We start from the raw sequence: 23,766 nt of genomic DNA, 5'->3' as shown, positions 1-23,766 counted from the left end.
TGCGCCAGCCAGGCCAGGCCGGCGGGAATCCGCCGGTCCTCGCGCGGCTTGGGCGGCCAGCCTTCGGTGTGCAGGGCCGAGGTGTACTTGAGGAAGGCGATCAGCGCCGTGACCTCGCGGGCGTCCAGCGGCAGGTTGGGCATCAGGGTGTGCTGGCCGCCGCGCCGTTCCAGGCGTTCGGCCGCGCCGGGGTAGCGCCGCAGATAGGCCTGCAGGTCGTCGGTGCCCGCGTCCTCCCGGACCGCCGGGTTCTGCAGCTGGACCCGGACGGCGGCGGACGTGGGCCAGCCCCCCGCCGAAGGCAGGAAGGCGGCCAGCCAGGCGGGTCCGGCGTCGGCGTGGATGCGCGTCAGGTCGGGGCCGAAATAGGCGCCGTTGCCGACGATGGTGTGACAGCCCATGCAGTTGTAGGCCTGGAAGACGCGCTTGCCTTCCACCGCGCCGGCCCCGCCGTACTGGATCCCGTCGGGGACGGCCTGGCCGCGCGAAGGCAGGAAGGACCAGACGGACAACAGCAGGAAGATCGCCAGCATCAGCGCCAGCACGGCCAGGGCGGAGCGGCGCTTGGCCGTTTCGCGGCAGTCGGTACCGTTCAGGCAGCTCATGGCCGTTCCTCCCGCGCCAGGCCGTCGCGCCCCGATGCCGGCGCCCGCGCCTGCTCGTCGTGCAGGAACAGGGTGCGCAGGCTGCCCAGGAAGACGTAGAACACGTAGACCGCCAGGACGTAGCCCGCGGCGATGTACAACCACCACATGGCATGGGATTCCGGCCAGTACTCGAAATCCCGCCAATAGGGCCAGGACAGCAGCACGCTGACCAGGCCAGCCAGGGCCGACAGCACCCCATCGATGATGCGTTGCGCCATGATTGCCTCTCCTCCGGGTTGTGGATGGCAGGGACAGTCTAGGAGCGGGGGTGGACGGGCGGCCCGAAGCCATCACCCTGGAGTAGGGATATGGTTGATGAGGGATCGATCAAGAAAGCATCAAACGATGGTTTTCTTTGCTGCGGCGCGAGATGGGAGGGGATCCTATAATCGGGTTCCGGATGGCATGAATGGCTAATTATCATTGTTTATTTTCAATATATTATTGAATCATATTAATGTTTTACATGAGATTCATAAATTCTGGATCCGGAGACGGGGCACGAGGGACTCGGGGCGGGGAGATCTTTCTTTCCCGCCGGGCGCCTTAACTTGCATCAAGTCGGTGCCGAAATAGGGATTTCCCTCCCGGGCCGGTATCGGGCCCATGGCGGCGGCTTGCGCGCGGCGGCCGGGCGCTCAGCTTCCTTAAAGCTTGAAGCTTCATAATAGAAGGTTGCCTTTGGATTCAGAAGGCCGGAGTTTCCTTGCCCATGCCAGAACAACCTTCCCAGGATCAGGCTCCGCCGGATCACCCCTTGCCGTCGCTGGAGCAGAGCCAGGTCGGCGGCCTGCCCGTGGCGCCCGACTTGGGGCTGAGCCTGGCGCAGGTGCGCATGCCGCGCGGCCTGACCCGTTTCGACGCGCGCTTGATGCGGCTCATCGGCGTGTCGATCCTGCTGGGGGTGGCGGCGGCCTGCGTGGCCTGGCTGCTGATGAAGCTGATCGGGCTGATCACCAACCTCAGCTTCTACGGCGTCTGGTCCACCGCGTTCAGCTCGCCGGCCGGCGCGGTGCCGCGCCTGGGCGCCTGGGTGATCGGCGTGCCGGTCGTCGGCGGCCTGATCGCCGGCGGCATGGCGCGCTGGGGTTCGAAGGCGATCCGGGGGCATGGCATACCCGAGGCCATGGAACAGGTCCTGCTCAACGAATCGCGCATTCCGACCCGCATCACGCTGCTCAAGCCACTGTCCTCGGCGGTCGTGATCGGCACGGGCGGCCCTTTCGGCGCCGAAGGGCCGATCATCGCCACGGGCGGCGCGCTGGGCTCGCTGATCGGCCAGCTGATGAAAGTGACGGCCAGCGAGCGCAAGGTGCTGCTGGCGGCCGGGGCGGCGGCCGGCATGGCGGCCGTGTTCGCCGCGCCGGTGTCGGCCGTGGCGCTGGCGGTGGAGCTGCTGCTGTTCGAACTGCGCGGCCGTTCCCTGATCCCGGTGGCGCTGGCCTGCGTCGCCGCGACCGGCGTGCGCGACCTGCTGATGGGCTCCACGCCCGTGTTCCTCATGGATCCGGTGTCCACGCCGGGCGGCGCCGCGCTGGCGGTTTACGTGCTGATCGGGGCGTTCATCGGCGTGCTCGGCGTCTGGGTGACGCGGGTCGTCTATGCCATCGAGGACGGTTTCGAGCGGCTGCCGATCCATTGGATGTGGTGGCCCGCGCTGGGCGCCGTGGTGGTGGGCCTGGTGGGCTGGATGGCGCCGCTGACGCTGGGCGTGGGCTACGTGAACATCGAGGACATCCTCAACGGGCGCCTGGCCATGGGCGCGCTGGCTTGGCTGTGCCTGATGAAATTCATTTCCTGGTCGGTCTGCCTGGGCAGCGGGACGTCCGGCGGGACGCTGGCGCCCATGTTCACCATCGGCGGGGCGCTGGGTGCCATGGTCGGCCTGCTGCTGGGCCATGCCGCGCCGTGGCTGGGAATCGATCCGCGCATCGCGGCGCTGGTCGGCATGGCGGCGCTCTTCGCCGGCGCCTCGCGGGCCCTGCTCACGACCGTCATCTTCGCCTTCGAGACCACTGGCCAGCCGGCGGGGCTGCTGCCCTTGCTGGGCGCCTGCACGGCCGCCTACCTGGTGTCGGCGATGATGATGCGCAACACCATCATGACGGAAAAGATCGCCCGCCGGGGCGTGCGCGTGCCGTCGGAATACAAGGCCGATTACCTGGAGCGCATCCTGGTCGGCGACGCCTGCGAGCGCGACGTGGTGACCCTGCGCGCCGACCAGACCATCGGCGAGGTGCGCGCCTGGATCGCGCGCGCCACCCCCGAGTCCCAGCATCAAGGCTATCCCGTCCTGAGCGCCGCGGGCCAGGTGCTCGGAGTGCTGACGCGCAGGACGTTCTTCGACGCGAAGTGGTCCGGGCAGGCGCGGCTGGGCGACCTGATCCGCCGTCCCCCCGTGGTGGTGACGCCGGCGCACACCTTGCGCCAGGCGGCCGATCACATGGCGGTGGAGAACGTCGGCCGGCTGCTGGTGGTCGACCCTGCCGACCCGACCCGCATGCTGGGCATGCTGACCCGGGGCGACGTGATCTCGGCCCATACCCGGCGGCTGCGCGAGAGCGTCCGCATGCGCCGCCAGATCGACCTGCGCGCCTGGCGTCGGGCCAGGGCCCGGCGGCGGCAGCGCGCCTAGGAAGCGCACCCTCTGGTTTTGTGCTGTGGGGGTTTGTGCTGTGGGGTTGCGGCGTCAGACCAGCGCTTCGATGACGGCTTGCGGGTTGCGGTCGATCACATTGAGCAGCACCAGCGCCGGGCCGCGCGGGGCGCGGTCGCCGCGCTCCCAGTGTCGCAAGGTGGCCGTGGAAAAGCCGAAGAGGGCGGCGAATTGTTCCTGCGTCATGCCTGTCCTGGCGCGCACGGCCTTCACATCGATGGCGCGTGGGCGATGCGTGCGGACGCTGCGTTCGTCCCCCTTGGCATGGGCGATGGCTTCCTGCAGACCCTGTTTGATGCTTTCAAATGCGGTGCTCATATTAGTTTTTGAAACAAGAGAGGATAGGCGCCGAACTGAATGGTAGGCGAGGATGGCTGACAAGGGAGCACGGCATGGACCATTGCGTCATGGGTCCATGAGAGGCGAGTCCAGGGCACCTCTGAACAAGCCATCACGCCGCATGCATCTGCGGACTTGGACGGCCTGCTATTCGATGTTCTGCGCCTGCTCGCGCATCTGCTCGATCAGCAGCTTCAGGTCGATGGCGGCCTGGGTGACGGTCAGGGCGGCGGCCTTGGAGCCCAGGGTGTTGGCCTCGCGGTTCATTTCCTGGAACAGAAAGTCCAGGCGCTTGCCGCTGCCGCCGCGCGCGGAGGACGCATGCTGGCCAGACAGGATTTCGCGCAGTTCCTGCAGGTGGGAACGCAGCCGGGTGAGCTCCTCGGCCACGTCCACGCGCAGGCCGAACAGGCTGGCTTCCTGGGCGATGCGGGCGGTCAGTTCGGCCCCGCCGATGGCGGCGAAGCCCTCCGGGCTGGCGGCCTCCAGGGCCTCGCGCAGGCGCTGGGCGACGCGATCCTGGTGCTGCCGCACCAGGGCCGGCAGCTCGGCTTCCACGCGCGCGACGATGGCGTCGATTTCGCCGGCCATGGCCAGCATGGCCTGCGCCAGCCGGGCGCCCTCGCGCAGCCGCGTGGCGCCGAATTCCTCCAGGGCCTGCTCGCAGGCCCGTTCGCACAGGGGCAGCCAGACTTCGGCGTCCAGGCCGCCGCGCAGCGCGCCTTCGCGCGGCAGTTCGGCCAGCGTCGGCGCGGGCAGGTCGGGGATGAATCGGCGCGCCCATTGCAGTTGCTCGGCCAGCGCGCGCACGGCTTCGGGATCCAGGGGGCGCAGGGCCTCGCGGTCGATCGCGGCGTAGGACAGCTTGAGCTCGACCTTGCCGCGCAGGGCCTGACGGCCGACGAGGTCGCGCAAGCGGGATTCGGCGAAGCGCAGGTCTTCCGGGATCCGCAGGCTCAGGTCGAGGAAGCGGTTGTTGACGCTGCGGATCTCGGCGCTGATCGACCCGGCGTCGGAGTCCAGTCGGGCGGAGCCAAAGGCGGTCATGCTGCGGATCATGGGGCGGTCTCGTCGGCGTTTATCTACAATGGGGCCTTATTGTAGTCCGGCCCTCTCGGGCCTCATGGCAGGAAATTTCTTCATGACGATCCCCTCGAATTCCGACTCCGCCCCCGCGCGGCCGTCCGGCCGCCGGCCGGACGAGCTGCGCCGCATCGAGCTGCTGACCGGCTATACGCGCCATGCCGAAGGCTCGGTGCTGGCCTGCATGGGCGACACCCGCGTGCTGTGCAACGCCAGCGTGCTGGACAAGGTGCCGCCCTTCCTGAAGGGGCGGGGCCAGGGCTGGGTCACGGCGGAATACGGCATGCTGCCGCGCGCCACGCACACCCGGGGCGACCGCGAGGCGGCCCGGGGCAAGCAGAGCGGCCGCACCCAGGAAATCCAGCGCCTGATCGGCCGCAGCCTGCGCGCGGTGTTCGACATGCGGGCGCTGGGCGAACGCACCCTGCACCTGGACTGCGACGTGCTGCAGGCCGACGGCGGCACCCGTTGCGCCAGCATCACCGGCGCCTGGGTGGCGGCGGCCCTGGCCGTGCGCGCCCTGATGGCCGGCGGCCAACTGGCGGCCGACCCGCTGCGCGGCCAGGTGGCCGCCGTCTCGGTCGGCATCGTGGACGGGCGGCCGGTTCTGGACCTGGACTACCCGGAGGACTCCGCCTGCGACACCGACATGAACGTGGTCATGACCGGCGCCGGGGATTTCGTCGAGGTCCAGGGCACGGGCGAGGGCGGCAGTTTCCGCCGCGACGAACTGGATGGCCTGTTGGATCTGGCGACCGCCGGCATCCAGGCGCTGATCCGCGCGCAGGCCGCCGCGCTGGAGGCCGCATGAAAAAAATAGCCCCCACGCTGCGCCTGCGGCTTGCTGCCCCCCAAGGGGGCGTTTTCCATCTTGGGACGGCCCTGCGATGAAAAAGGTCGTGCTGGCCTCGGGCAACCCGGGCAAGTTGAAGGAATTTTCCGCCAGCCTGTCGGCGGCCGGCATCGAGATGGTGCCGCAAGGCGCGCTGGGCGTGCCCGAGGCCGACGAGCCGTTCCATACTTTCGTGGAAAACGCCCTGGCCAAGGCGCGCCATGCCAGCCGCGCCACGGGCCTGCCGGCGCTGGCCGACGATTCCGGCCTGTGCGTGCATGCCCTGGGCGGCGCGCCCGGCGTGCATTCGGCGCGCTACGCCCAGGCGCCGGGCGGCGTGCGCTCGGACGAAGCCAACAATGCCCGGCTGGTGGCCGAGATGGCCGGCCAGGCCGACCGGCGCGGCAGCTACGTCGCCGTCCTGGTCTACGTCCGCAGCGCCGACGACCCGCGTCCGATCGTGGTCGAGGGCTCCTGGGACGGCGAGGTCCTGAACGCCCCCCGGGGCGCCAACGGCTTCGGCTACGACCCGTATTTCTACCTGCCCGACCTGGGCATGACCGCCGCCGAGCTGCCCCTGGAGCAGAAGAACATCCTCAGCCACCGCGCCCGCGCCTTACGCGGCCTGCTGCGGGCGCTGCGCGATGAGTTCGGCCAGGACCAGGGCGGGGAGCGGGGAAGCCGATGAAGCGCCTGGTTCCCGTTCCCGCGCCCGAACGCGCAGGCGACGGCCGCCCCGGCGTGCGCGGCAGGCCCGGCCTGGCGGCGCTGCCGCCGCTGTCGCTGTACGTGCACGTGCCCTGGTGCGTGCACAAGTGCCCGTATTGCGACTTCAATTCGCACGAACGTTCCGGCGAGTTGCCGGAAGAAGACTACCTGCGGGCCCTGCAGGCCGATCTGGAGCAGGCCGTGCCCGACGTCTGGGGCCGGCCGGTCTCGACGGTGTTCTTCGGCGGCGGCACGCCCAGCCTGTTGTCGGCCGAGGCGATCGACCGGATCATCGGCCTGTTCCGCGCCTACCTGAACCTGCCTCCCGACGTGGAGATCACCCTGGAGGCCAATCCCGGCACCGCCGAGGCGGCCCGGTTCCAGGGCTACGCCCAGGCCGGCGTGAACCGGATTTCGCTCGGCATCCAGAGCTTCGACGACGACAAGCTGCGCCGCCTGGGACGCATCCACGACGCCGCCCAGGCGCGCGCGGCCATCGAAATGGCCCAGCGCGCCGTGGACCGGGTCAACCTGGATCTGATGTTCGCGCTGCCGGAGCAGACTCTGGCCGAGTGCGAACGGGACGTGCGCGAGGCCCTGGCCTTCGGCACGGGACACCTGTCGCTGTACCACCTGACGCTGGAACCCAACACGGTCTTCGCCAAATACCCGCCCCGGGTGCCGGACGATGAACTGGGCGCGGCCATGCAGGACAGGGTGGCGGAACTGATCCAGGCGGCGGGCTTCGACCGCTACGAGGTCTCGGCCTACGCGAGGCCCCACCAGGCCTGCCAGCACAACCTGAACTACTGGCGCTTCGGCGACTACCTGGGGATCGGCCCGGGGGCGCATTCGAAGATCTCCTTCCAGGACCGCATCACGCGCCAGGCGCGGGCGCGCATGCCGGACGCCTGGATGCGGCTGGCGACCGAGGGCGCCGGCGGCCACGTGGTCGAACGCCGCGAGCTGAGCCACGACGACCTGGGCTTCGAGTTCATGCTCAACGCCCTGCGCCTGCGCGAAGGCGTCGAAGGCGGGCTGTTCATCGAGCGCACCGGCCTGTCGCTGATGGCCATCCTGCCGGCCATGCGCCGCGCGGTCGAGCGCGGCCTGCTCGAACCCGGCCTGGACCGCATCCGCGCCACGCCCCGGGGCTGGAGCTTCCTGAACGAACTGCAGATGGAGTTCCTGACCTGAGCGTCCGCCGAGTGTGCGCGGCGGGCGATCCGGCGCCGCCGGGTGCCGGACTGGACATGGAACCGGGCGGCCTGCACTGAAAAAGTGCGGCCATTGCACCAAAAGCACTAGAATGTGCACCTGAATGGTGCATCCATGCGCCGCCGTGGCCGGTCCGGTGTCCGTCCAGCAGGTCCTTCCTTCTGGAATCCTGGCCTGGAAAGCTGGCACGATCATTGCTAATGAAACCGACGAAGCCTCGGGCTTTTCCCTTTGACGACATGACTTGGCGCAGGAGCTTTTATGTCCACCCCTGAAAACGTTGTGCAGATGATCGCCGAACGCGAAGTGGCGTTCGTGGATTGCCGCTTTACCGACACCCTGGGTCGGGAACACCACCTGACCGTTCCCGCCAGCCAGATGGACGAGGACCGGATGGAATCGGGCGTCGCCTTCGACGGCTCGTCGCTGCCCGGCTGGAAGGGCATCGAGGCGTCCGACATGATCCTGATCCCGGACGCCGGGACCGCCCGCCTGGATCCTTTCCGCGAGGAAACCACGCTGATCCTGACCTGCGACGTGGTCGAGCCGTCCGACCTGAAGGGCTACGACCGCGACCCGCGTTCCCTGGCCCGCCGCGCCGAGGCCTACCTGAAGTCCAGCGGCCTGGGCGACACCGCCTATTTCGGTCCGGAACCCGAGTTCTTCGTCTTCGACGGCGTGAGCTGGAACGCGGACATGAGCGGCAGCTTCGTCAAGATCTCGTCCGACGAGGGCGCCTGGTCCAACGCCAACGAGGCCAACGGCAACAACCTGGGCTACCGTCCGGCCGTCAAGGGCGGCTACGTGCCCGTTCCGCCGATCGATTCCTTCGCCGACATGCGTTCGGAAATGTGCCTGCTGATGGAGCAGATGGGCGTGCCCGTCGAGGTCCACCACCACGAGGTCGCGAACTGCGGCCAGCTCGAGATCGGCACCCGCTTTTCCACCCTGGTGCAGCGTGCCGACTGGACCCAGATCATGAAGTACGTGATCCGCAACGTGGCCCACGTCTACGGCAAGACCGCGACCTTCATGCCCAAGCCCGTGGTGGGCGACAACGGTTCGGGCATGCACGTGCACCAGTCCATCTGGAAGGACGGCCAGAACCTGTTCGCCGGCAACGGCTACGGCGGCCTGTCGGAATTCGCCCTGTACTACATCGGCGGCATCATCCATCACGCCCGCGCCCTGAACGCCATCACCAATCCGGGCACGAACTCCTACAAGCGCCTGGTGCCGCACTACGAGGCCCCGGTCAAGCTCGCATACTCCGCGCGCAACCGCTCGGCTTCGATCCGCATCCCCTACGTCAGCAACCCCAAGGCGCGCCGCGTTGAGTCGCGCTTCCCGGACCCGCTGGCCAACCCGTACCTGGCTTTCTCGGCCCTGATGATGGCGGGCCTGGACGGTGTCCAGAACAAGATCCACCCGGGCGATCCGGCCGACAAGAACCTGTACGACCTGCCGCCGGAAGAAGACGCCAAGATCCCGACGGTGTGCTCGTCGCTGGACCAGGCGCTGGAAGCCCTGGACCGCGACCGCGAGTTCCTGACGCGCGGCGGGGTCTTCAGCAACGACCTGCTGGACGCCTACCTGGACCTGAAGGCCAACGAGCTCGACCGCCTGCGCGTGACCCCGCACCCGGTCGAATTCGACATGTACTACGCGCTCTAGGACGTGCGATGGACACGTCCGGCCTCGACCTGCTGCGCACCGCGGTCCTGCTGCTGGACGAGTCCTTCCGCATCCGCCACGCCAACGGCGCGGCGGAGGAACTGCTGGGCCAGTCCCGGCGCCAATTGGCGGAGCAGCCCGCGCAGCCCTGGCTGGACGGCTTCGACAGCGTCCTGAAGACCCCGCTGCGGGGCCAGCCCTGGGCCTGGCTGATCGAGATCCCGGTCCACCAGGGCGTCCACCTGGACGACCTGCGGCTGGCCCGGGGCCGCCAGGAGGCGCAGCGCGAAACCCTGCGCAACCTGGCCCACGAGGTGCGCAACCCCCTGGCGGGCCTGCGGGCCGCCGCCCAGCTGCTGGAAATGGAACTGCCGCGCGACGACCTGCGCGAATACACCCGGGTGATCGTGGCCGAGGCCGACCGGCTGGCCGATCTGGTGACCCGGCTGGCTTCCCCCAGCCAGCCCGCCGCCGCGCCCAGCGTCTTCAACGTCCACGAGCTGTGCGAGCGCGTCCTGTCGCTGATCCGCCTGGAATTCGGCGAGCGGATCCGCCTGGAGCGCGACTACGACGCCTCGGTGCCGGACATGCGCGCCGACCGCGACCAGTTGCTGCAGGCGCTGCTGAACGTGGCGCGCAACGGCGCGCAGGCGCTGGCCGAGACCCCGGGGCTGGACGCGCCCGCGCTGCATCTCAGCACCCGCATCCTGCACCAGCCCATGCTGGCCGACGGCCAGCACCGCATGGGGCTGAGGATCGCGGTCGCCGACAACGGCCCGGGCGTGCCCGAGGCCCTGCGCGACAAGCTCTTCCACCCCCTGGTGACCGGCCGGGCGCAGGGCACCGGCCTGGGCCTGAGCCTGGCCCAGGAATGCCTGCAACGGCAAGGCGGCCTGCTGGAATTCGATTCCGTCCCCGGCCGCACGGAATTCCGGCTGCTGCTGCCGCTGGAAGTCGCATGAGCATGAGGCAGGGAACCGCATGAACACCATCTGGATCCTGGACGACGAGCCCGGCATGCGCTGGGTGCTGGAAAAAGCCCTGGACAAGGCGGGCTGGCCGGTGCGCAGCTTCGCCGACGGCGCGGCGCTGAAAGAAGCGCTCGACGCCCTGGAGGGCGCGGCGGATCCGCGCGCGCCGGCCGTGCTGGTGTCCGACATCCGCATGCCGGGCCCCGACGGGCTGACCGTGCTGTCGGCGGTGCGCGCGCGCCTGCCGGGCCTGCCCGTCATCATGATGACGGCCTATACCGACCTGGACACGACCGTGGCGGCCTTCGAGCAGGGCGCCTTCGACTATCTCGCCAAGCCCTTCGACATCCAGGCCGCCGTGGAACTGGTCGGCCGCGCCGCCCAGTCGGCGCCGTCGCGCGCCGGGGCGGACGGCGTCCGGGAGGACTCCGCCGATGCGGGGGCCGTGCTCGGCGAGGCGGAAATGGCGCCCTCGCAGTCGCCGGCCATGCAGGACGTGTTCCGCGCCATCGGCCGCCTGTCCCAGTCCGGCGCCACCGTGCTCATCACCGGGGAATCGGGGACCGGCAAGGAACTCGTGGCCCGGGCCCTGCACCGGCACAGCCGCCGCGCCGCCGGCCCCTTCGTGGCGGTGAACGCGGCCGCGATTCCGCGCGACCTGCTGGAAGCCGAGCTGTTCGGCCACGAGCGCGGCGCCTTCACCGGGGCAGTCCAGTCGCGCCGGGGGCGCTTCGAGGAAGCCGACGGCGGCACGCTGTTCCTGGACGAGATCGGCGACATGCCGGCCGAGCTGCAGACCCGCCTGCTGCGGGTGCTGGCCGAGGGCGCCTTCTACCGGGTGGGCGGCGCGCGGCCCGTCCGCGCCGATGTGCGCATCGTGGCCGCGACCCACCAGCCGCTGGAAGAGCGGGTGCGCGCGGGCCTGTTCCGCGCCGATCTGTTTCACCGCCTGAACGTCATCCGCCTGCGCCTGCCGCCCCTGCGGGAGCGCCGCGAGGACATCGAGGCCCTGGCGCGGCACTTCCTGGCGCGCAGCGCCGCGGAACTCGGCGTGCCGGTGCGCCGGCCCGATCCCGCCGCGCTGGAAGCGCTGCGGCGCTTCGACTACCCCGGCAACATCCGCCAGCTGGAGAACGTCTGCCAGTGGCTGACGGTGATGGCGCCCAGCGCCGAAGTCGGGCTGGAGGACCTGCCGCCGGAGATCCTGGGCGCCGAGGCCGCCGATCCCTTCCGGACGGCCGCGGCCGGACCGGAGGGCGAACCGGGGCGGGGCGCTGCGGCGCCGGCCGCGGCTGGAGACGCCGCGGCGGCGGTCCGGCCCGACTGGCGCGCCGCGCTGGAAGCCGAGGCGCAGGGCCGGCTGGCCCGCCGCGAACCCGGCGTGATGGACGCCCTGCAGCGGGACTTCGAGCGCACGCTGCTGCGGGCCGGCCTGCGCCAGGCCGCAGGCCGCCGGGGCGAGGCCGCACTGCGCCTGGGGATCGGCCGCAACACGCTGACCCGCAAGTGCCGGGAACTGGGGCTCGACGAACCGGACACGGATCGGCCCGACGAGGACTGATGTCGGGCGCCGGCGTCTCGAACCGCTCAGGCGGCGGCCGGGGGCGCGCCGCGCAGGCTGGCCTGCGCGCGCCGGGCCATCAGGGCCTCGCGGTGGATGAAGGCCGCGATGTCCGGCGTGGCGGGGTGGTGGTGCATGCCGTAGGGCGTGTCCCATTGGGCCAGCCGACCCTCGTTCAGGATGCCGATCCGGTCCGCCACGGCGAAGGCCTCCGCCTGGTTGTGGGTGACCACCAGGGCGGTGCGTCCCGCCGCCTTCAGCAGGTCGCGCAGTTCAAAGGCCAGCCTTTCGCGGGCGTCCACGTCCAGGTTGGAAAAAGGCTCGTCGAGCAGCAGCAGGTCGGGCTCGGGCGCCAGCGCCCGGGCCAGTGCCACGCGCTGCTGCTGCCCGCCGGACAGCTCATGGGGGCGGCGCGCCTCCTGGCCCGCCAGGCCCACGAGGTCCAGCAGGGCGCGCACGCGCCGGCCGCGCTCGGCCGCGTCCAGGCGGCGCAGGCCGAAGCCGACGTTGGCCGCCACGTCCAGGTGGGGGAACAGCGCATAGTCCTGGAACATCATGCCCACGCGCCGGTGCTCGGGCTCGACGCGGGCGCCTTCGCCCGACAGCAGCCGCCCGTCCAGCCGGATCGAGCCGCCGTCCAGCGGTTCGAAGCCGGCGATGGCGCGCAGCACGCTGGTCTTGCCGCAGCCCGAGGCGCCCAGCAGGCAGGCGATCTGGCCGGTCTCCAGGGTCAGGCTCAGTTCGCGCAGCACGTCGCGCCGGCCGCCGTCGGCGGCGTAGCTCAGGGAAATCCGGTCCAGTTCCAGCATATCGGGTCTCAGGCGGAGGGGCGGTCCAGCAGGCGGGCCAGCAGGATCACGGGCAGCAGGCCGGCGGCGACGATGCCCAGGGCGGCGATGGCGCCTTCCTCGTAGGTGCCGCGCGCGGCCTCGGCATACAGCCAGGTCGCCAGGGTGTCGAAATTCAGGGGCCGCAGCAGCAGCGTGGCGGGCAGTTCCTTCATCGCGTCCACGAACACCAGCAGCGCCGAGGCGGCCAGCGCCGGGCGCAGCAGGGGCAGGTGGACGCGGCGCAGCATGCCGTGGACGTTTTCGCCCAGCAGGCGCGCGGCCTGGTCCAGCGACGGTGGAATCCGGTCCAGGCCCGCTTCCAGCGTCCCCACGGGAATCGCCAGGAAGCGGATCACGTAGGCCAGCGCCAGCGCGGCCGGGGTGCCCAGCAGCACCAGGCCCGCCGGGTCCAGGCCGGTCGCCGCGCGCAGCGCCGCCAGGCCCCGTTCGATCACCATCAGGGGAAACAGCAGGCCGATCGCCAGGACGGTGCCGGGCACGGCGTAGCCCAGCGTCGTCAGCCGGGACAGGGCGCGCAGCCGGACGCCCGTCCGCGGCAGGATGCGGCGGCTCCAGGCGATGGCCAGGCCGATGGCCAGGGCGATGGCCGTGGCCAGGGCGGAGACCGCCAGCGTCTGCCCCGCGGCGCGCAGCAGGGCGGGCGAGGGGCCCTGGCCCGCGCCCAGCCGTTCGAGGACGAGCGCCAGCAGGTAGGCGGCGGGTGCGGCGAAACCGATCAGGACGGGCGCCAGGCCCAGGAAAACGGCGAACCAGGCCGCCGGGCCGCGCAGCCTGCGCCGCCGGATCGGCGCGGCCCGGCGGCTGCCGGTGTAGCGCAGGCGCCGGCGGCCCTGGCGCTCGACCGTGATCAGGAGAGTCACCAGCGCCAGGGCCACCAGCGCGATCTGGGCGGCGCCCGCCAGGTCGGAACGGGTCACCCAGGTGGTGTAGATGGCGACGGTCAGGGTCTGGACGCCCAGGAATTCGGAGGCGCCGATGTCGTTCAGGGTTTCCAGCAGCACCAGGCACAGGCCGACGGCGATGGCCGGCCGGGCCAGCGGCAGGGCCACGCGCCGGAAGGCGCTCCAGGGGCCGTGGCCGAGCAGCCGGGCCGCTTCCATCAGGTGGGCCGCCTGGCTGGCGAACATGCTGCGGGTGGTCAGGTAGACGTAGGGGTAGAGCACGAAGGCCAGCAGCACGATGGCGCCCGGCAGGCCGCGCGGATCGGGCAGGCGGAATTCGCGCGGACTCGAATAGCCCAGCAGGGCGCGGACGGCTTCCTGGACGGGGCCGATGGGGTGCAGGATGTCCAGGTAGGCGTAGGCCACGATGTAGGTGGGCACGGCCAGCGGCAGCAGCAGCGCCCAGGACAGGATCCTGCGGCCGGGAAAATCGTAGGCCGTGACCAGCCAGGCGGCGCCCACGCCCAGGGCGGCGGCCAGCAGGCCCACTCCGGCGAGCAGGCCCAGGGTCTGGGCCAGCGCGTCCGGCAGCACGAATCGCAGCAGGTGGCCCCAGTGGGCACCCGAACCCGCGCCCGCCTGGCCCACCAGGGCCAGGACCGGCGCCAGCACGCCCAGCGCCGCCAGGGCCGCTCCGGCGTGCCAGGGCCAGGCCTGGAACCGGCCGCTCGCCGCCATCATGGCGTTCCCCGCCTATCGGCCCGTCATCGGTTCAGGCCGGCGCGGTCGACCAGTTCGCTGGCCTGCTTGCGGTGGCGGGCGATCTCGGTCAGCGGCAGGGCGTCGATCGTCAACGGTCCGAAGCTCGCTACGGTCGGGTCCAGCGCCACGCCCGCCTTCACGGGGTATTCGTAGTTGGCTTGGGCGTACAGGCCCTGGGCCTTGTCCGAGACCAGGTATTCCAGCAGCTGCACGGCTTCGGCGCGGTGCGGCGCGTGGCGCGCCACGGCGGCGCCCGAGACGTTGACGTGCGTGCCCGGCGCGTTCTTGAACGTGGGCCGGATGACGCGGATGGCGTCGCCCCAGCGGCGGGCGTCGCTGCCTTCGGCCGCGTTCTTCATGTGGCCGGCGTAGTAGGCGTTGGCGATGCCAACGTCGCAGATTCCGCCCAGGATGTCGCGCGCCACGTCGCGGTCGCCGCCGGTGGCGGGACGGGCCAGGTTGGCCTTCACGCCGCGCAGCCACTGTTCCGCGGCTTCGGCGCCGTCGTGGGCGATCAGGGCGGCGATGAGCGCGGTGTTGTAGGGATGCTGGCCGGAGCGGATGCAGACCTTGCCCTTCCAGCGCGGGTCGGCCAGGTCCTCGTAATGGAAGGACTGGATGTCCAGGTCCTTGGAGACATAGGCGACCCGGTCGCGCAGCGACAGGGCGAACCACTGGCCGTCGGCCGCGCGCAGGTTGGCGGGGATGGCGGCCTTCAGCGCGGCGGAATCGACCGGCTGAGTGACGCCTCCGTCCACCAGGTCCAGCAGGTTGCCGATGTCCACCGTCATCAGCACGTCGGCCGGCGATTGCGCGCCCTCGGCGCGCACCCGCTCGAGCAGGCCGTCCTTGACGAAGACCGTGTTGACCTTGACGCCGGTATCCTGGGTGAAGGCGGCGAGCAGCGGTTCGACGAGCTTGGGTTCGCGGGTGGTGTACAGATTGACTTCCGCCGCCAGGGCGGTGCCCGCCATCAGCGGCAGAGCGGCGGCCAGCAGGGACAGGCGTCGGGCGAAGGGCAGGGCGCGGAGGCGGATCGGCATGGGGGCGGCTCGTGCAAGTGGATGAAAAATGAGAACAATTCTCAAAACCGATTGGAATTTATCATCGCGTTCAGCTTAAAGCAAGCTGAACGTATTAAAATGCGCCGCGATCCCGGTCGTTGAGCCTGGTTTCGCGCCCGATCTTGCGCGAAATCAAGAAAATCCCTGCGCTGCGCAAGGTCTGGCCTTGCGTTTCACGGCCATCGCCGTACCATCTGTTCATACCCATCCATACCCCGAATTCTGGAGTCCGACCTTAGTCATGGCCGCTTTCAATTCCGAGCAAGTCCTCAGCGTGCGTCACTGGAACGACACGTTGTTCTCCTTCAAGACCACCCGCGATCCAGGCCTGCGCTTCCACAACGGCCATTTCGTGATGCTGGGCCTGGAAGTCGAGGGCAAGCCGCTGATGCGCGCCTACAGCATCGCCAGCGCCAACCACGAGGACAACCTGGAGTTCTTCAGCATCAAGGTTCCCAACGGCCCGCTCACCTCGCGCCTGCAGCACCTGAAGCCGGGCGACATCGTCCTGGTCAGCCGCAAGCCGGTCGGCACGCTGGTGGTCGACGACCTGCGCCCGGGCCGGCACCTGTACCTGTTCGCCACCGGCACGGGGCTGGCGCCGTTCCTCAGCATCATCAAGGATCCGGAAGTCTACGACCGCTTCGAGAAAGTCATCCTGACGCACGGCGTGCGCTTCGTGAGCGAGCTGGCCTATTCCGACTACATCCGCCATGAGCTGCCCCAGGACGAATATCTGGGCGAAATGGTGCGCGACAAGCTGATCTACTATCCCACGGTGACGCGCGAGCCCTACGAGCACCAGGGCCGGTTGACGACGCTGGTCGAAAACGGCCAACTGTTCCGCGACATCGGCCTGCCGCCGCTGGACCCCGCCGTCGATCGCGCCATGATCTGCGGCAGCCCGGCCATGCTGACCGACATCCGCGCCATGCTGGACGCGCGCGGCTTCGTCGCCTCGCCCGGCGTCGGCGAGCCTGGGGATTACGTCTTCGAGCGCGCCTTCGCCGAAAAATAGGCGCGGCGGGCGCCCGCGCCCGCTTTTATTTTTCGCTATTGGTCGGTACACTCTGATAGTCTTTTAACCATTACCGAGTCCCCCACCATGAGCAAGGCAATCATCCACACCGATGCCGCCCCGGCCGCCGTCGGCCCGTATTCCCAGGCGGTCAGCGCGCCGGCCGGCAAGCTGGTCTTCCTGTCGGGCCAGATCGGGCTGGAACCCGGCACGGGCGAACTGGTGTCGGAAAACTTCGAGGGCCAGGTCCGCCAGTCCTTCGCCAACATGCAGGCCGTCATCGAGGCGGCCGGCGGCACGCTGAACGACATCGTCAAGCTCACCCTGTTCCTCACGGACCTCAGCAAGTTCGCCAGCGCCAACGCGATCATGGCGGAAATCATTCCCCAGCCCTATCCGGCGCGTTCGACGCTGGGCGTCGCCAGCCTGCCCAAGGGCGCCCAGTTCGAAGTCGAAGCCATCCTGGCGCTCTGACCCTCACCGCCGTCCGCCGGACCATGCGCCGTGAACTCGGCTGAAAAGCCGCGCCGGGCCGCGACCGGCGCCCGAAAGACGGCGGGCGTATCGCAGGCCCGCCTGTTCGAGCGGCTGGGCCTGCGCGCCCCCGCCGACTTCGCCACGCACCTGCCGCTGCGCTACGAGGACGAAACCCGCATCACGCCGATCGGCGAGGCGCGGCCCGGCGTCCACGCCCTGTTCGAAGGCGAGATCGTGGACAGCGAAATCCGTTTCGGTCCCCGGCGCGAGCTGCAGGCCACGCTGGCCGACGATTCCGGCCGCCTGGGCCTGCGCTGGCTGCACGTCTATCCGGGCCAGCAGGCCCGCCTGCATGCCGGACGGCGGGTCCGCGCGCGCGGCGAGGTCCGCGCGGGCTACCACGGCCTGGAGATCGTGCACCCCCTGATCACCGAGCCGGGCACGCCGCTGCCCGACACCCTGACGCCGGTCTATCCCACGACCCAGGGCCTGCCGCAGGCCGCCCTGCGCAAGGCCATCGCCCGTGCCCTGGACGAGGCCGACCTGGGCGATACCCTGCCGGCCGCCGTGCGCGAGGCCTACCGGCTGGCCGACTTCGAGCCGTCCCTGCGCCTGCTGCACCATCCGGGACCGGACATTTCCCTGGAATCGCTGGCCGAACACAGCCATCCGGCCTGGCGGCGCATCAAGTTCGACGAACTGCTGGCGCAGCAGCTGGCCCTGGCCGACGCCCGGGCGGCGCGCCGCGCCCAGGCCGCCCGCGGCCTGCGGGGGGACGGCAGCCTGACGGGCCGCCTGCTGGCCAGCCTGCCGTTCAAGCCCACCGGCGCCCAGACGCGCGCCGTGGCGCAGATCGGCGGCGACCTGGCGCGCACGCATCCCATGCACCGCCTGCTGCAGGGCGATGTGGGCAGCGGCAAGACCCTGGTGGCCGCCCTCGCGGCCGCCCAGGCGATCGAGGCCGGCGCGCAGGTCGCCGTGATGGCGCCCACGGAAATCCTGGCCGAGCAGCTCTGGCGCAAGCTGTCCGAATGGCTGGCGCCGCTGGGCGTGGCGGCGGTCTGGCTCACCGGCGGCCTGCCGGCCGCCGAGCGCCGCCGGGCCCTGCGGGCCATGGCCACCGGCGAGGCGCGGCTGGCGGTCGGCACCCAGGCCCTGATCCAGGACAAGGTGGAGTTCGAGTCGCTGGGGCTGGTGATCAGCGACGAGCAGCATCGTTTCGGCGTGGGGCAGCGCCTGGCGCTGAACCGCAAGGGCGACCAGGCCCGGTATCGCCCCCACCAGCTCAGCATGAGCGCCACGCCGATCCCGCGCACCCTGGCGATGGCCTTCTTCGCCGACATGGACGTTTCGGTGCTGGACGAATTGCCCCCGGGGCGCGTGCCGGTGCGCACGCGCCTGTTCGATGACCGGCGCCGCGACGAAGTCCTGGCCCGCGTGGGCGAGGTCGTGCGCGCCGGACGCCAGGCCTACTGGGTCTGCCCCCTGGTCGAGGAAAGCGAGGCCCTGCAGCTGCAGACGGCCGTCGATACCCACGAGCTGCTGCGCGCGGCCCTGCCGGACCTGCGCGTCGGCCTAATGCACGGCCGCCTGCCGGCGCGCGAAAAATCGGAGGTCATGGACGCCTTCCGCGCCGGGGACATCGACCTGCTGGTCGCCACCACCGTCATCGAGGTCGGCGTGGACGTGCCCAATGCCGGCCTGATGGTGATCGAGCACGCCGAGCGCTTCGGCCTGGCGCAGCTGCACCAGCTGCGCGGCCGGGTGGGGCGCGGCGGCGGCGAGGCCACCTGCGTCCTGCTGTACCAGCCGCCGCTGTCGGCCATCGCCCGCGAACGCCTGCGCGCCATGTATGAGACCACCGACGGCTTCGAGATCGCGCGCCGCGACCTGGCCCAGCGCGGCCCCGGGGAACTCCTGGGCCTGCGCCAGTCGGGCCAGGCCCTGCTGCGTTTCGCCGACCTGGAATCCGACGAGGACCTGCTGGAGCAGGCCCGCGAGGCCGCCGCCTGGCTGTCGGCCGATTTTCCCGAGCACGCCCGCGCCCACCGGCAACGCTGGATGGCGGGCGCCGACCAGTACCTGCGCAGTTGAGAGGAATCCCGATGACCCTGACCGAACTGAAATACATCGTCGCCGTGGCGCGGGAGCGCCATTTCGGGCGCGCCGCGGAAGCCTGCTTCGTCAGCCAGCCCACGCTGTCGGTGGCCATCCGCAAGCTGGAGGAAGAGCTGGGCGTGGTGCTGTTCGAGCGCGGCGGCGCCGAAGTCGGCATCACCCCCATCGGCCTGCGCGTCGTCGCCCAGGCGCAGAAGGTCCTGGAAGAGGGCGCCAATCTGCGCGAGATCGCCCGCCAGGGGCACGACCCGCTGGAAGGTCCGCTGCGCGTCGGGGTGATCTACACCGTGGGGCCGTACCTGCTGCCCTACCTGGTGCCCGAGCAGATCCGCCGCACCCCCCAGATGCCGCTGCTGCTCCAGGAAAACTACACCACGCGGCTGCTGGAACTGCTGCGCCAGGGCGAGATCGACTGCGCCATCGTCGCACTGCCGCTGCCCGACACCGGCCTGTCGCAATGTCCCCTGTACGACGAACCGTTCTACGTCGCCCTGCCGCACAACCATCCCTGGGCGGATGAAAAGCAGATCGATTCCGGCCGCCTGAAGGAAGAGACCATGCTGCTGCTGGGAGCCGGCCACTGCTTCCGAGACCAGGTGCTGGAAGTCTGTCCGGAACTGTCGCGCTTCTCGGCCTCCAGCGAGGGCATCCAGCGCACCTTCGAGGGATCCTCGCTGGAGACCATCCGCCACATGGTGGCCGCGGGCATCGGCATCACGGTCCTGCCGGCCAGCGCGCTGGGGATGCGGGGCGCCGAAAGCCGGCTGCTGCGCTTCGTGCCCTTCAAGCCGCCGGCGCCCGACCGCCGCGTGGTGCTGGTCTGGCGCAAGAGCTTTCCGCGCCAGGCGGCCATCGAGGCCCTGATCCAGGCCGTGCGCCACTGCGGCATGCCGGGCGCCACCATGCTCGAAGACCCGGCTCCGGTGGCCATCGAGGCGGGCTGAGGCCAATGCCCGCGGCCCTGCGCCGGGTCAATGCCGGCGCGCCTGGCCCCATGCTATCCTGGTGCCGTGTGACAGACTTTTCGAAGGAGTGCTCCATGGCCAAGGCCGCCAAGAAACCCAGCCCGAAGAAATCCGCCATCGCGCCGTCCAGCGGCCTGCCGATCGACATCGGCATCTCGGCCAAGGATCGCGCCGCGGTCGTGGCGGAACTGTCCAGGACGCTGGCCGACACGTACACGCTGTACCTGATGACCCACAACTTCCACTGGAACGTGACCGGTCCCATGTTCAGCACCCTGCACCAGCTGTTCATGACGCAGTACACGGAAACGTGGCAGGCGCTGGACGCCATCGCCGAACGCATCCGCGCCCTGGGGCATTACGCGCCGGGCACCTACGCCGAATACGCGCGGCTCAGTTCCATCGCCGAACCCGCGTCCGTGCCTTCGGCCGAAGACATGCTGCGCATGCTGGTCGACGGCAACGAGTCGGTCGCCCGCACCGCGCGCCGGGCCTTCCAGTGCGCCGACGCCGTCAACGACCAGCCCACGGCCGACCTGCTCACGCAGCGCCTGGACGTGCACGAAAAGAACGCCTGGATGTTGCGCAGCCTGCTGGCCTGACCCTGGATCCGCGCGCCGTTCCGCCTCGGCGCGCAACGCGATATCGGGAAAACCCCCGTACGGCGCAATGACCGCTGCACGGGGGTTTCGTGTATTCTTTTCCAAGTCTTTCACAGGAGGTCTTATGAACGTACGCTTTACGCCGATGGCAGCCGCACTGGGCCTGGCCGCCGGCATGATGCTTTCTTCCGTGGCGCATGCCGATACCATCCGCATCGCCATCGCGGGGCCCTTCACCGGGGCGTTGACGCAGTATGGCGACATGGTCAAGGAAGGCGTGGACACGGCGATCGAAACCATCAACGCCGGCGGCGGCGTGCTGGGCAACAAGCTGGAAGCCGTCGTGATCGATGACGGCTGCGAACCCAAGCAGGGTCCGGTCGTGGCCAACCGCGTCGTCAACGAAAAGATCCACTACGTCGTGGGCCACGTGTGCTCCGGCGCGACGATCGCCGCCACGCCCGTCTACAACAACGAAGGCGTGGTCATGATCTCCCCGTCCGCCACCTCGCCCCTGGTGACCGACGGCAAGAACTACGACATGATCTTCCGCACCATCGGCCGCGACGACCAGCAGGGTCCCGCCGCCGCGGAATTCATCATCCAGAAAATCAAGCCCAAGGCCGTGGCCGTGCTGCATGACAAGCAGTCGTACGGCCAGGGCATCGCCACCGCCGTCAAGAACGACCTCGAAAAGGCTGGCGTCAAGGTCGTGCTGTTCGAAGGCATCAACGCCGGCGACAGCGACTACTCCGCCGTGATCACCAAGCTCAAGTCCTCGGGCGCCGATTTCGTCTACTACGGCGGCTACCACCCCGAAATGGGCCTGCTGCTGCGTCAGGGCGCCGAACAAGGCCTGCAGGCCAAGTTTATGGGTCCCGAAGGCGTGGGCAATCCGGACATCAACGCCATCGCCGGCCCCGCCGTCGAAGGCATGCTGGTGACCCTGCCGGCCGACTTCACCACCGATCCGGCCAACGCGGCCGTGGTCAAGGCCTTCAAGGACAAGAACCGCAACCCGGGCGGCGCCTTCCAGCTGACCGCCTATTCCGCCGTCGAAGCCATCGCCGCCGGCATCAAGGGCGCGGGCAAGGACGATCCGGCCAAGGTCGCCGCCTGGCTGCACAGCAACTCGGTCAAGACCCCGATCGGCGACATCTCGTGGAACAAGCAGGGCGACCTCAAGTCCTTCAAGTTCGACGTCTTCACCTGGCACGCCGACGGCTCCAAGTCCGTCTTCAAGTAAAAGCCGGCCCATGTCCGGGGCGCCGCGCGGCGCTCCGGACGCGGAAAAACGGCGCAGCCCGGTTTGGGCTGCGCCGTTTTTTCATGGCCGTTCTCGCGGCAGTCCACGGCCGGCGCGGCGCGCCGGCCGGGTTCAGGCCTCGACGCGCTTCCCGGTGCCGGCGTCGAACCAGTGCGCCGGATGCTCGCCGTCCGGACCGGCCGTGATCTCGTCGCCGGCGGCGAGCGGCCGTTCCCGGGTTTCGGACACGGCGCAGCGCAGCACCAGCGGCTGTTCACCCCAGCGGGCGTGGATCAGCTGTTCCGACCCCAGGATCTCGATCATCTCGATCCGGGCCCGCAGGCCCGGCGCGCCGAGCCTCAGGTGTTCCGGACGCAGTCCCAGGACCAGGGCGCGCGCGGGTCCTGGCGGCGCGGACAGGGGCAGGGCGACGCCGTCCGGGCCGGCCGCCCGGCCCTGCGCGTCCACGTCCACCCGCAGCAGGTTCATGGGGGGCGAGCCGATGAATCCGGCCACGAAGACGGTGGCGGGGCGCTCGAAGACTTCGGCGGGCGTGCCGATCTGCTCGGGCACGCCCTTGTTCATGACGACCATGCGGTGGGCGAGCGTCATGGCCTCGACCTGGTCGTGGGTGACGTACAGGCTGGTGGTGCCCAGGCGCCGGTGCAGTTTCTGGATCTCCAGGCGCATCTGCACGCGCAGCTTGGCGTCCAGGTTGGACAGGGGCTCGTCGAACAGGAACACGGCCGGCTCGCGCACGATGGCCCGGCCCATGGCCACGCGCTGGCGCTGGCCGCCGGACAACTGGCGCGGACGCCGCTGCAGCAACTGGTCCAGCTCCAGGATGCGGGCGGCGTCCTCGACGCGGCGGCGGATCTCGTCGCGCCCCAGCCGGCGGATCTTCAGGCCATAGGCCATGTTGTCGAAGACGCTCATGTGGGGGTAGAGCGCGTAGTTCTGGAAGACCATGGCGATGTCGCGCTCGGCGGGTTCCAGGTCGTTGACGACCCGGCCGCCGATGGCGATTTCGCCGCCGGTGACGGATTCCAGGCCCGCCACCATGCGCATCAGGGTCGATTTGCCGCAGCCCGACGGACCGACGATCACGACGAATTCGCCGTCGCGGACTTCCATGTCGATGCCGTGGATGACGGCCACGCCGCCCGGGTAGGTCTTGCGCACGTCGCGAAAGCTGAGTGTTGCCATGGGGGATGCGGTTTCCTATTTTTCTGAATCGACCAGGCCCTTGACGAACCATTTCTGCATCAGGATCACGACGGCGGCGGGCGGCAGCATCGCCAGCATGGCCGTGGCCATGACCAGGTTCCATTCGGTGACGCTGTCGCCCCCGGCGATCATGCGGCGGATGCCCACCACCACGGGATACATGTCCTCGTGCGTGGTGATGATCAGCGGCCACAGGTACTGGTTCCAGCCGTAGATGAACTGGATCACGAACAGGGCGGCGATGCTGGTGCGCGACAGCGGCAGCAGGATGTCCTTGAAGAAGCGCATGGGGCCGGCGCCGTCGATGCGGGCGGCCTCGACCAGCTCGTCGGGCACCGTCAGGAAGAACTGCCGGAACAGGAAGGTGGCGGTGGCCGAGGCGATCAGCGGCAGGGTCAGGCCGGCGTAGCTGTTGAGCATGCCCAGGTCGGCGACGACCGCGTAGGTGGGGGCGATGCGGACTTCCACCGGCAGCATCAGGGTGACGAAGATCATCCAGAAGCACAGCATGCGCAGGGGAAAGCGGAAGTACACCACGGCGAAGGCCGACAGCATGGAAATGGCGATCTTGCCGATGGCGATCGCCAGGGCCATGAAGGTGCTGATCCACAGCATCCGGCCCACGGGCGGGGTGTTGATCGCGCCGCCCTTGAGCACGGCCCAGTAGTTTTCCAGAAGATGGGGACCGGGGATCAGGGACATCGGCGCCCGGGCGACTTCCTGGGCCGTCTGGGTGGAGGCCACGAAGGCCACGTACAGCGGGAAGGCGATCACCGCCACGCCCAGGATCAGCGTGAGGTGCGAGACGATGTCCAGCAGCGGGCGGCGTTCAACCACGGGCGCCTCCGGAAGGGTCGGGATCGGTC

Annotated in this window: 22 protein-coding genes; 13 read left to right on the top strand and 9 right to left on the bottom strand. The window is 69.9% G+C overall.

Annotated elements, in window-relative coordinates; translation table 11 throughout:
- Positions 1–605 (bottom strand): c-type cytochrome (locus tag ACFO27_RS15005; RefSeq protein WP_376818049.1); only part of this gene is annotated, 605 nt, incomplete at its 3' end.
- Entirely contained in the window at positions 602–865 is a 264-nt protein-coding gene (locus tag ACFO27_RS15000; RefSeq protein WP_323024564.1) for a hypothetical protein, read from the bottom strand. The genes ACFO27_RS15005 and ACFO27_RS15000, both read right to left, overlap by 4 nt.
- A 494-nt stretch (positions 866–1,359) precedes the next feature.
- On the opposite strand from ACFO27_RS15000, the gene ACFO27_RS14995 reads away from it, so the two are divergent.
- Positions 1,360–3,282, top strand: coding sequence for a chloride channel protein (locus ACFO27_RS14995; protein WP_376818048.1), 1,923 nt, complete (start codon positions 1,360–1,362; stop codon positions 3,280–3,282).
- A 54-nt stretch (positions 3,283–3,336) separates the two neighbouring features.
- Here ACFO27_RS14995 and ACFO27_RS14990 read toward each other — a convergent pair whose 3' ends face one another.
- Together ACFO27_RS14990 and ACFO27_RS14985 are read right to left on the bottom strand one after the other, a co-directional pair.
- Positions 3,337–3,621, bottom strand: a complete 285-nt coding sequence (locus ACFO27_RS14990) for a helix-turn-helix domain-containing protein (protein ID WP_376818047.1) — start codon at positions 3,619–3,621, stop codon at positions 3,337–3,339.
- A gap of 168 nt (positions 3,622–3,789) precedes the next feature.
- Positions 3,790–4,701: a YicC/YloC family endoribonuclease gene (locus tag ACFO27_RS14985; RefSeq protein ID WP_376818046.1), complete on the bottom strand. Its 912-nt coding sequence runs from the start codon at positions 4,699–4,701 to the stop codon at positions 3,790–3,792.
- Positions 4,702–4,783: 82 nt separating this feature from the next.
- Between ACFO27_RS14985 and rph the strand changes: the two genes are divergently transcribed.
- The 6 genes from rph (at position 4,784) to ntrC (ending at position 11,689) form a co-directional block, all read left to right on the top strand.
- Positions 4,784–5,536: a ribonuclease PH gene (gene rph, locus ACFO27_RS14980; RefSeq protein WP_376818045.1), complete on the top strand. Its 753-nt coding sequence runs from the start codon at positions 4,784–4,786 to the stop codon at positions 5,534–5,536.
- A gap of 76 nt (positions 5,537–5,612) precedes the next feature.
- A complete protein-coding gene (gene rdgB / locus ACFO27_RS14975; protein WP_376818044.1) occupies positions 5,613–6,245 on the top strand; it encodes an RdgB/HAM1 family non-canonical purine NTP pyrophosphatase in 633 nt (210 codons plus the stop codon).
- Complete coding sequence (gene hemW, locus ACFO27_RS14970) at positions 6,242–7,462, top strand: radical SAM family heme chaperone HemW (protein WP_376818043.1); 1,221 nt, start codon at positions 6,242–6,244, stop codon at positions 7,460–7,462. Before rdgB ends, hemW begins: the two co-directional genes overlap by 4 nt.
- Positions 7,463–7,744: 282 nt before the next feature.
- Entirely contained in the window at positions 7,745–9,157 is a 1,413-nt protein-coding gene (gene glnA, locus ACFO27_RS14965; RefSeq protein ID WP_376818042.1) for a type I glutamate--ammonia ligase, read from the top strand.
- 8 nt (positions 9,158–9,165) lie between these two features.
- On the top strand, positions 9,166–10,119 hold the full coding sequence (glnL, locus tag ACFO27_RS14960; protein WP_376818041.1) for a nitrogen regulation protein NR(II): 954 nt from the start codon (positions 9,166–9,168) through the stop codon (positions 10,117–10,119).
- Positions 10,120–10,138: 19 nt separating this feature from the next.
- Positions 10,139–11,689, top strand: coding sequence for a nitrogen regulation protein NR(I) (gene ntrC, locus ACFO27_RS14955; protein ID WP_376818040.1), 1,551 nt, complete (start codon positions 10,139–10,141; stop codon positions 11,687–11,689).
- Between the two features lie 26 nt (positions 11,690–11,715).
- On the opposite strand, the gene ACFO27_RS14950 is transcribed toward ntrC, so the two are convergent.
- The 3 genes from ACFO27_RS14950 to ACFO27_RS14940 are packed head-to-tail and all read right to left on the bottom strand — an operon-like array spanning position 11,716 to position 15,226.
- A complete protein-coding gene (locus tag ACFO27_RS14950; protein ID WP_376818039.1) occupies positions 11,716–12,498 on the bottom strand; it encodes an ABC transporter ATP-binding protein in 783 nt (260 codons plus the stop codon).
- An 8-nt stretch (positions 12,499–12,506) separates the two neighbouring features.
- Complete coding sequence (locus ACFO27_RS14945) at positions 12,507–14,162, bottom strand: ABC transporter permease (protein WP_376818038.1); 1,656 nt, start codon at positions 14,160–14,162, stop codon at positions 12,507–12,509.
- A 23-nt stretch (positions 14,163–14,185) separates the two neighbouring features.
- On the bottom strand, positions 14,186–15,226 hold the full coding sequence (locus ACFO27_RS14940) for a Fe(3+) ABC transporter substrate-binding protein (protein ID WP_376818037.1): 1,041 nt from the start codon (positions 15,224–15,226) through the stop codon (positions 14,186–14,188).
- A gap of 262 nt (positions 15,227–15,488) precedes the next feature.
- On the opposite strand from ACFO27_RS14940, the gene ACFO27_RS14935 reads away from it, so the two are divergent.
- From ACFO27_RS14935 to ACFO27_RS14910, 6 genes are all read left to right on the top strand, one after another.
- On the top strand, positions 15,489–16,265 hold the full coding sequence (locus ACFO27_RS14935) for a ferredoxin--NADP reductase (protein WP_323024551.1): 777 nt from the start codon (positions 15,489–15,491) through the stop codon (positions 16,263–16,265).
- 87 nt (positions 16,266–16,352) lie between these two features.
- Positions 16,353–16,739, top strand: a complete 387-nt coding sequence (locus tag ACFO27_RS14930) for a Rid family detoxifying hydrolase (RefSeq protein WP_323024550.1) — start codon at positions 16,353–16,355, stop codon at positions 16,737–16,739.
- 30 nt (positions 16,740–16,769) lie between these two features.
- Positions 16,770–18,836 carry an ATP-dependent DNA helicase RecG gene (gene recG, locus ACFO27_RS14925; RefSeq protein ID WP_376818036.1) on the top strand — a complete coding sequence of 689 codons (2,067 nt, stop codon included), beginning with the start codon at positions 16,770–16,772 and terminating at the stop codon, positions 18,834–18,836.
- 11 nt (positions 18,837–18,847) lie between these two features.
- Complete coding sequence (locus ACFO27_RS14920; protein WP_323024549.1) at positions 18,848–19,804, top strand: LysR substrate-binding domain-containing protein; 957 nt, start codon at positions 18,848–18,850, stop codon at positions 19,802–19,804.
- Positions 19,805–19,899: 95 nt separating this feature from the next.
- The gene (locus tag ACFO27_RS14915) at positions 19,900–20,427 is read left to right on the top strand and encodes a Dps family protein (protein ID WP_376818035.1); all 528 of its coding nucleotides are present in this window, start codon (positions 19,900–19,902) and stop codon (positions 20,425–20,427) included.
- Between the two features lie 124 nt (positions 20,428–20,551).
- The gene (locus ACFO27_RS14910; RefSeq protein ID WP_376818034.1) at positions 20,552–21,673 is read left to right on the top strand and encodes a branched-chain amino acid ABC transporter substrate-binding protein; all 1,122 of its coding nucleotides are present in this window, start codon (positions 20,552–20,554) and stop codon (positions 21,671–21,673) included.
- Between the two features lie 132 nt (positions 21,674–21,805).
- Here the strand turns inward: ACFO27_RS14910 and ACFO27_RS14905 are convergent, their stop codons facing one another.
- Complete coding sequence (locus ACFO27_RS14905; protein WP_376818033.1) at positions 21,806–22,879, bottom strand: sn-glycerol-3-phosphate import ATP-binding protein UgpC; 1,074 nt, start codon at positions 22,877–22,879, stop codon at positions 21,806–21,808.
- A 15-nt stretch (positions 22,880–22,894) separates the two neighbouring features.
- Entirely contained in the window at positions 22,895–23,737 is an 843-nt protein-coding gene (gene ugpE / locus ACFO27_RS14900) for a sn-glycerol-3-phosphate ABC transporter permease UgpE (protein WP_376818032.1), read from the bottom strand.
- Between the last annotated feature and the right edge of the window lie 29 nt (positions 23,738–23,766).

The organism is Castellaniella denitrificans, assembly GCF_042653765.1.
Taxonomy (GTDB): Bacteria; Pseudomonadota; Gammaproteobacteria; order Burkholderiales; family Burkholderiaceae_B; genus Castellaniella; species Castellaniella denitrificans.
This window is presented reverse-complemented; position numbering and strand designations above follow the sequence as displayed.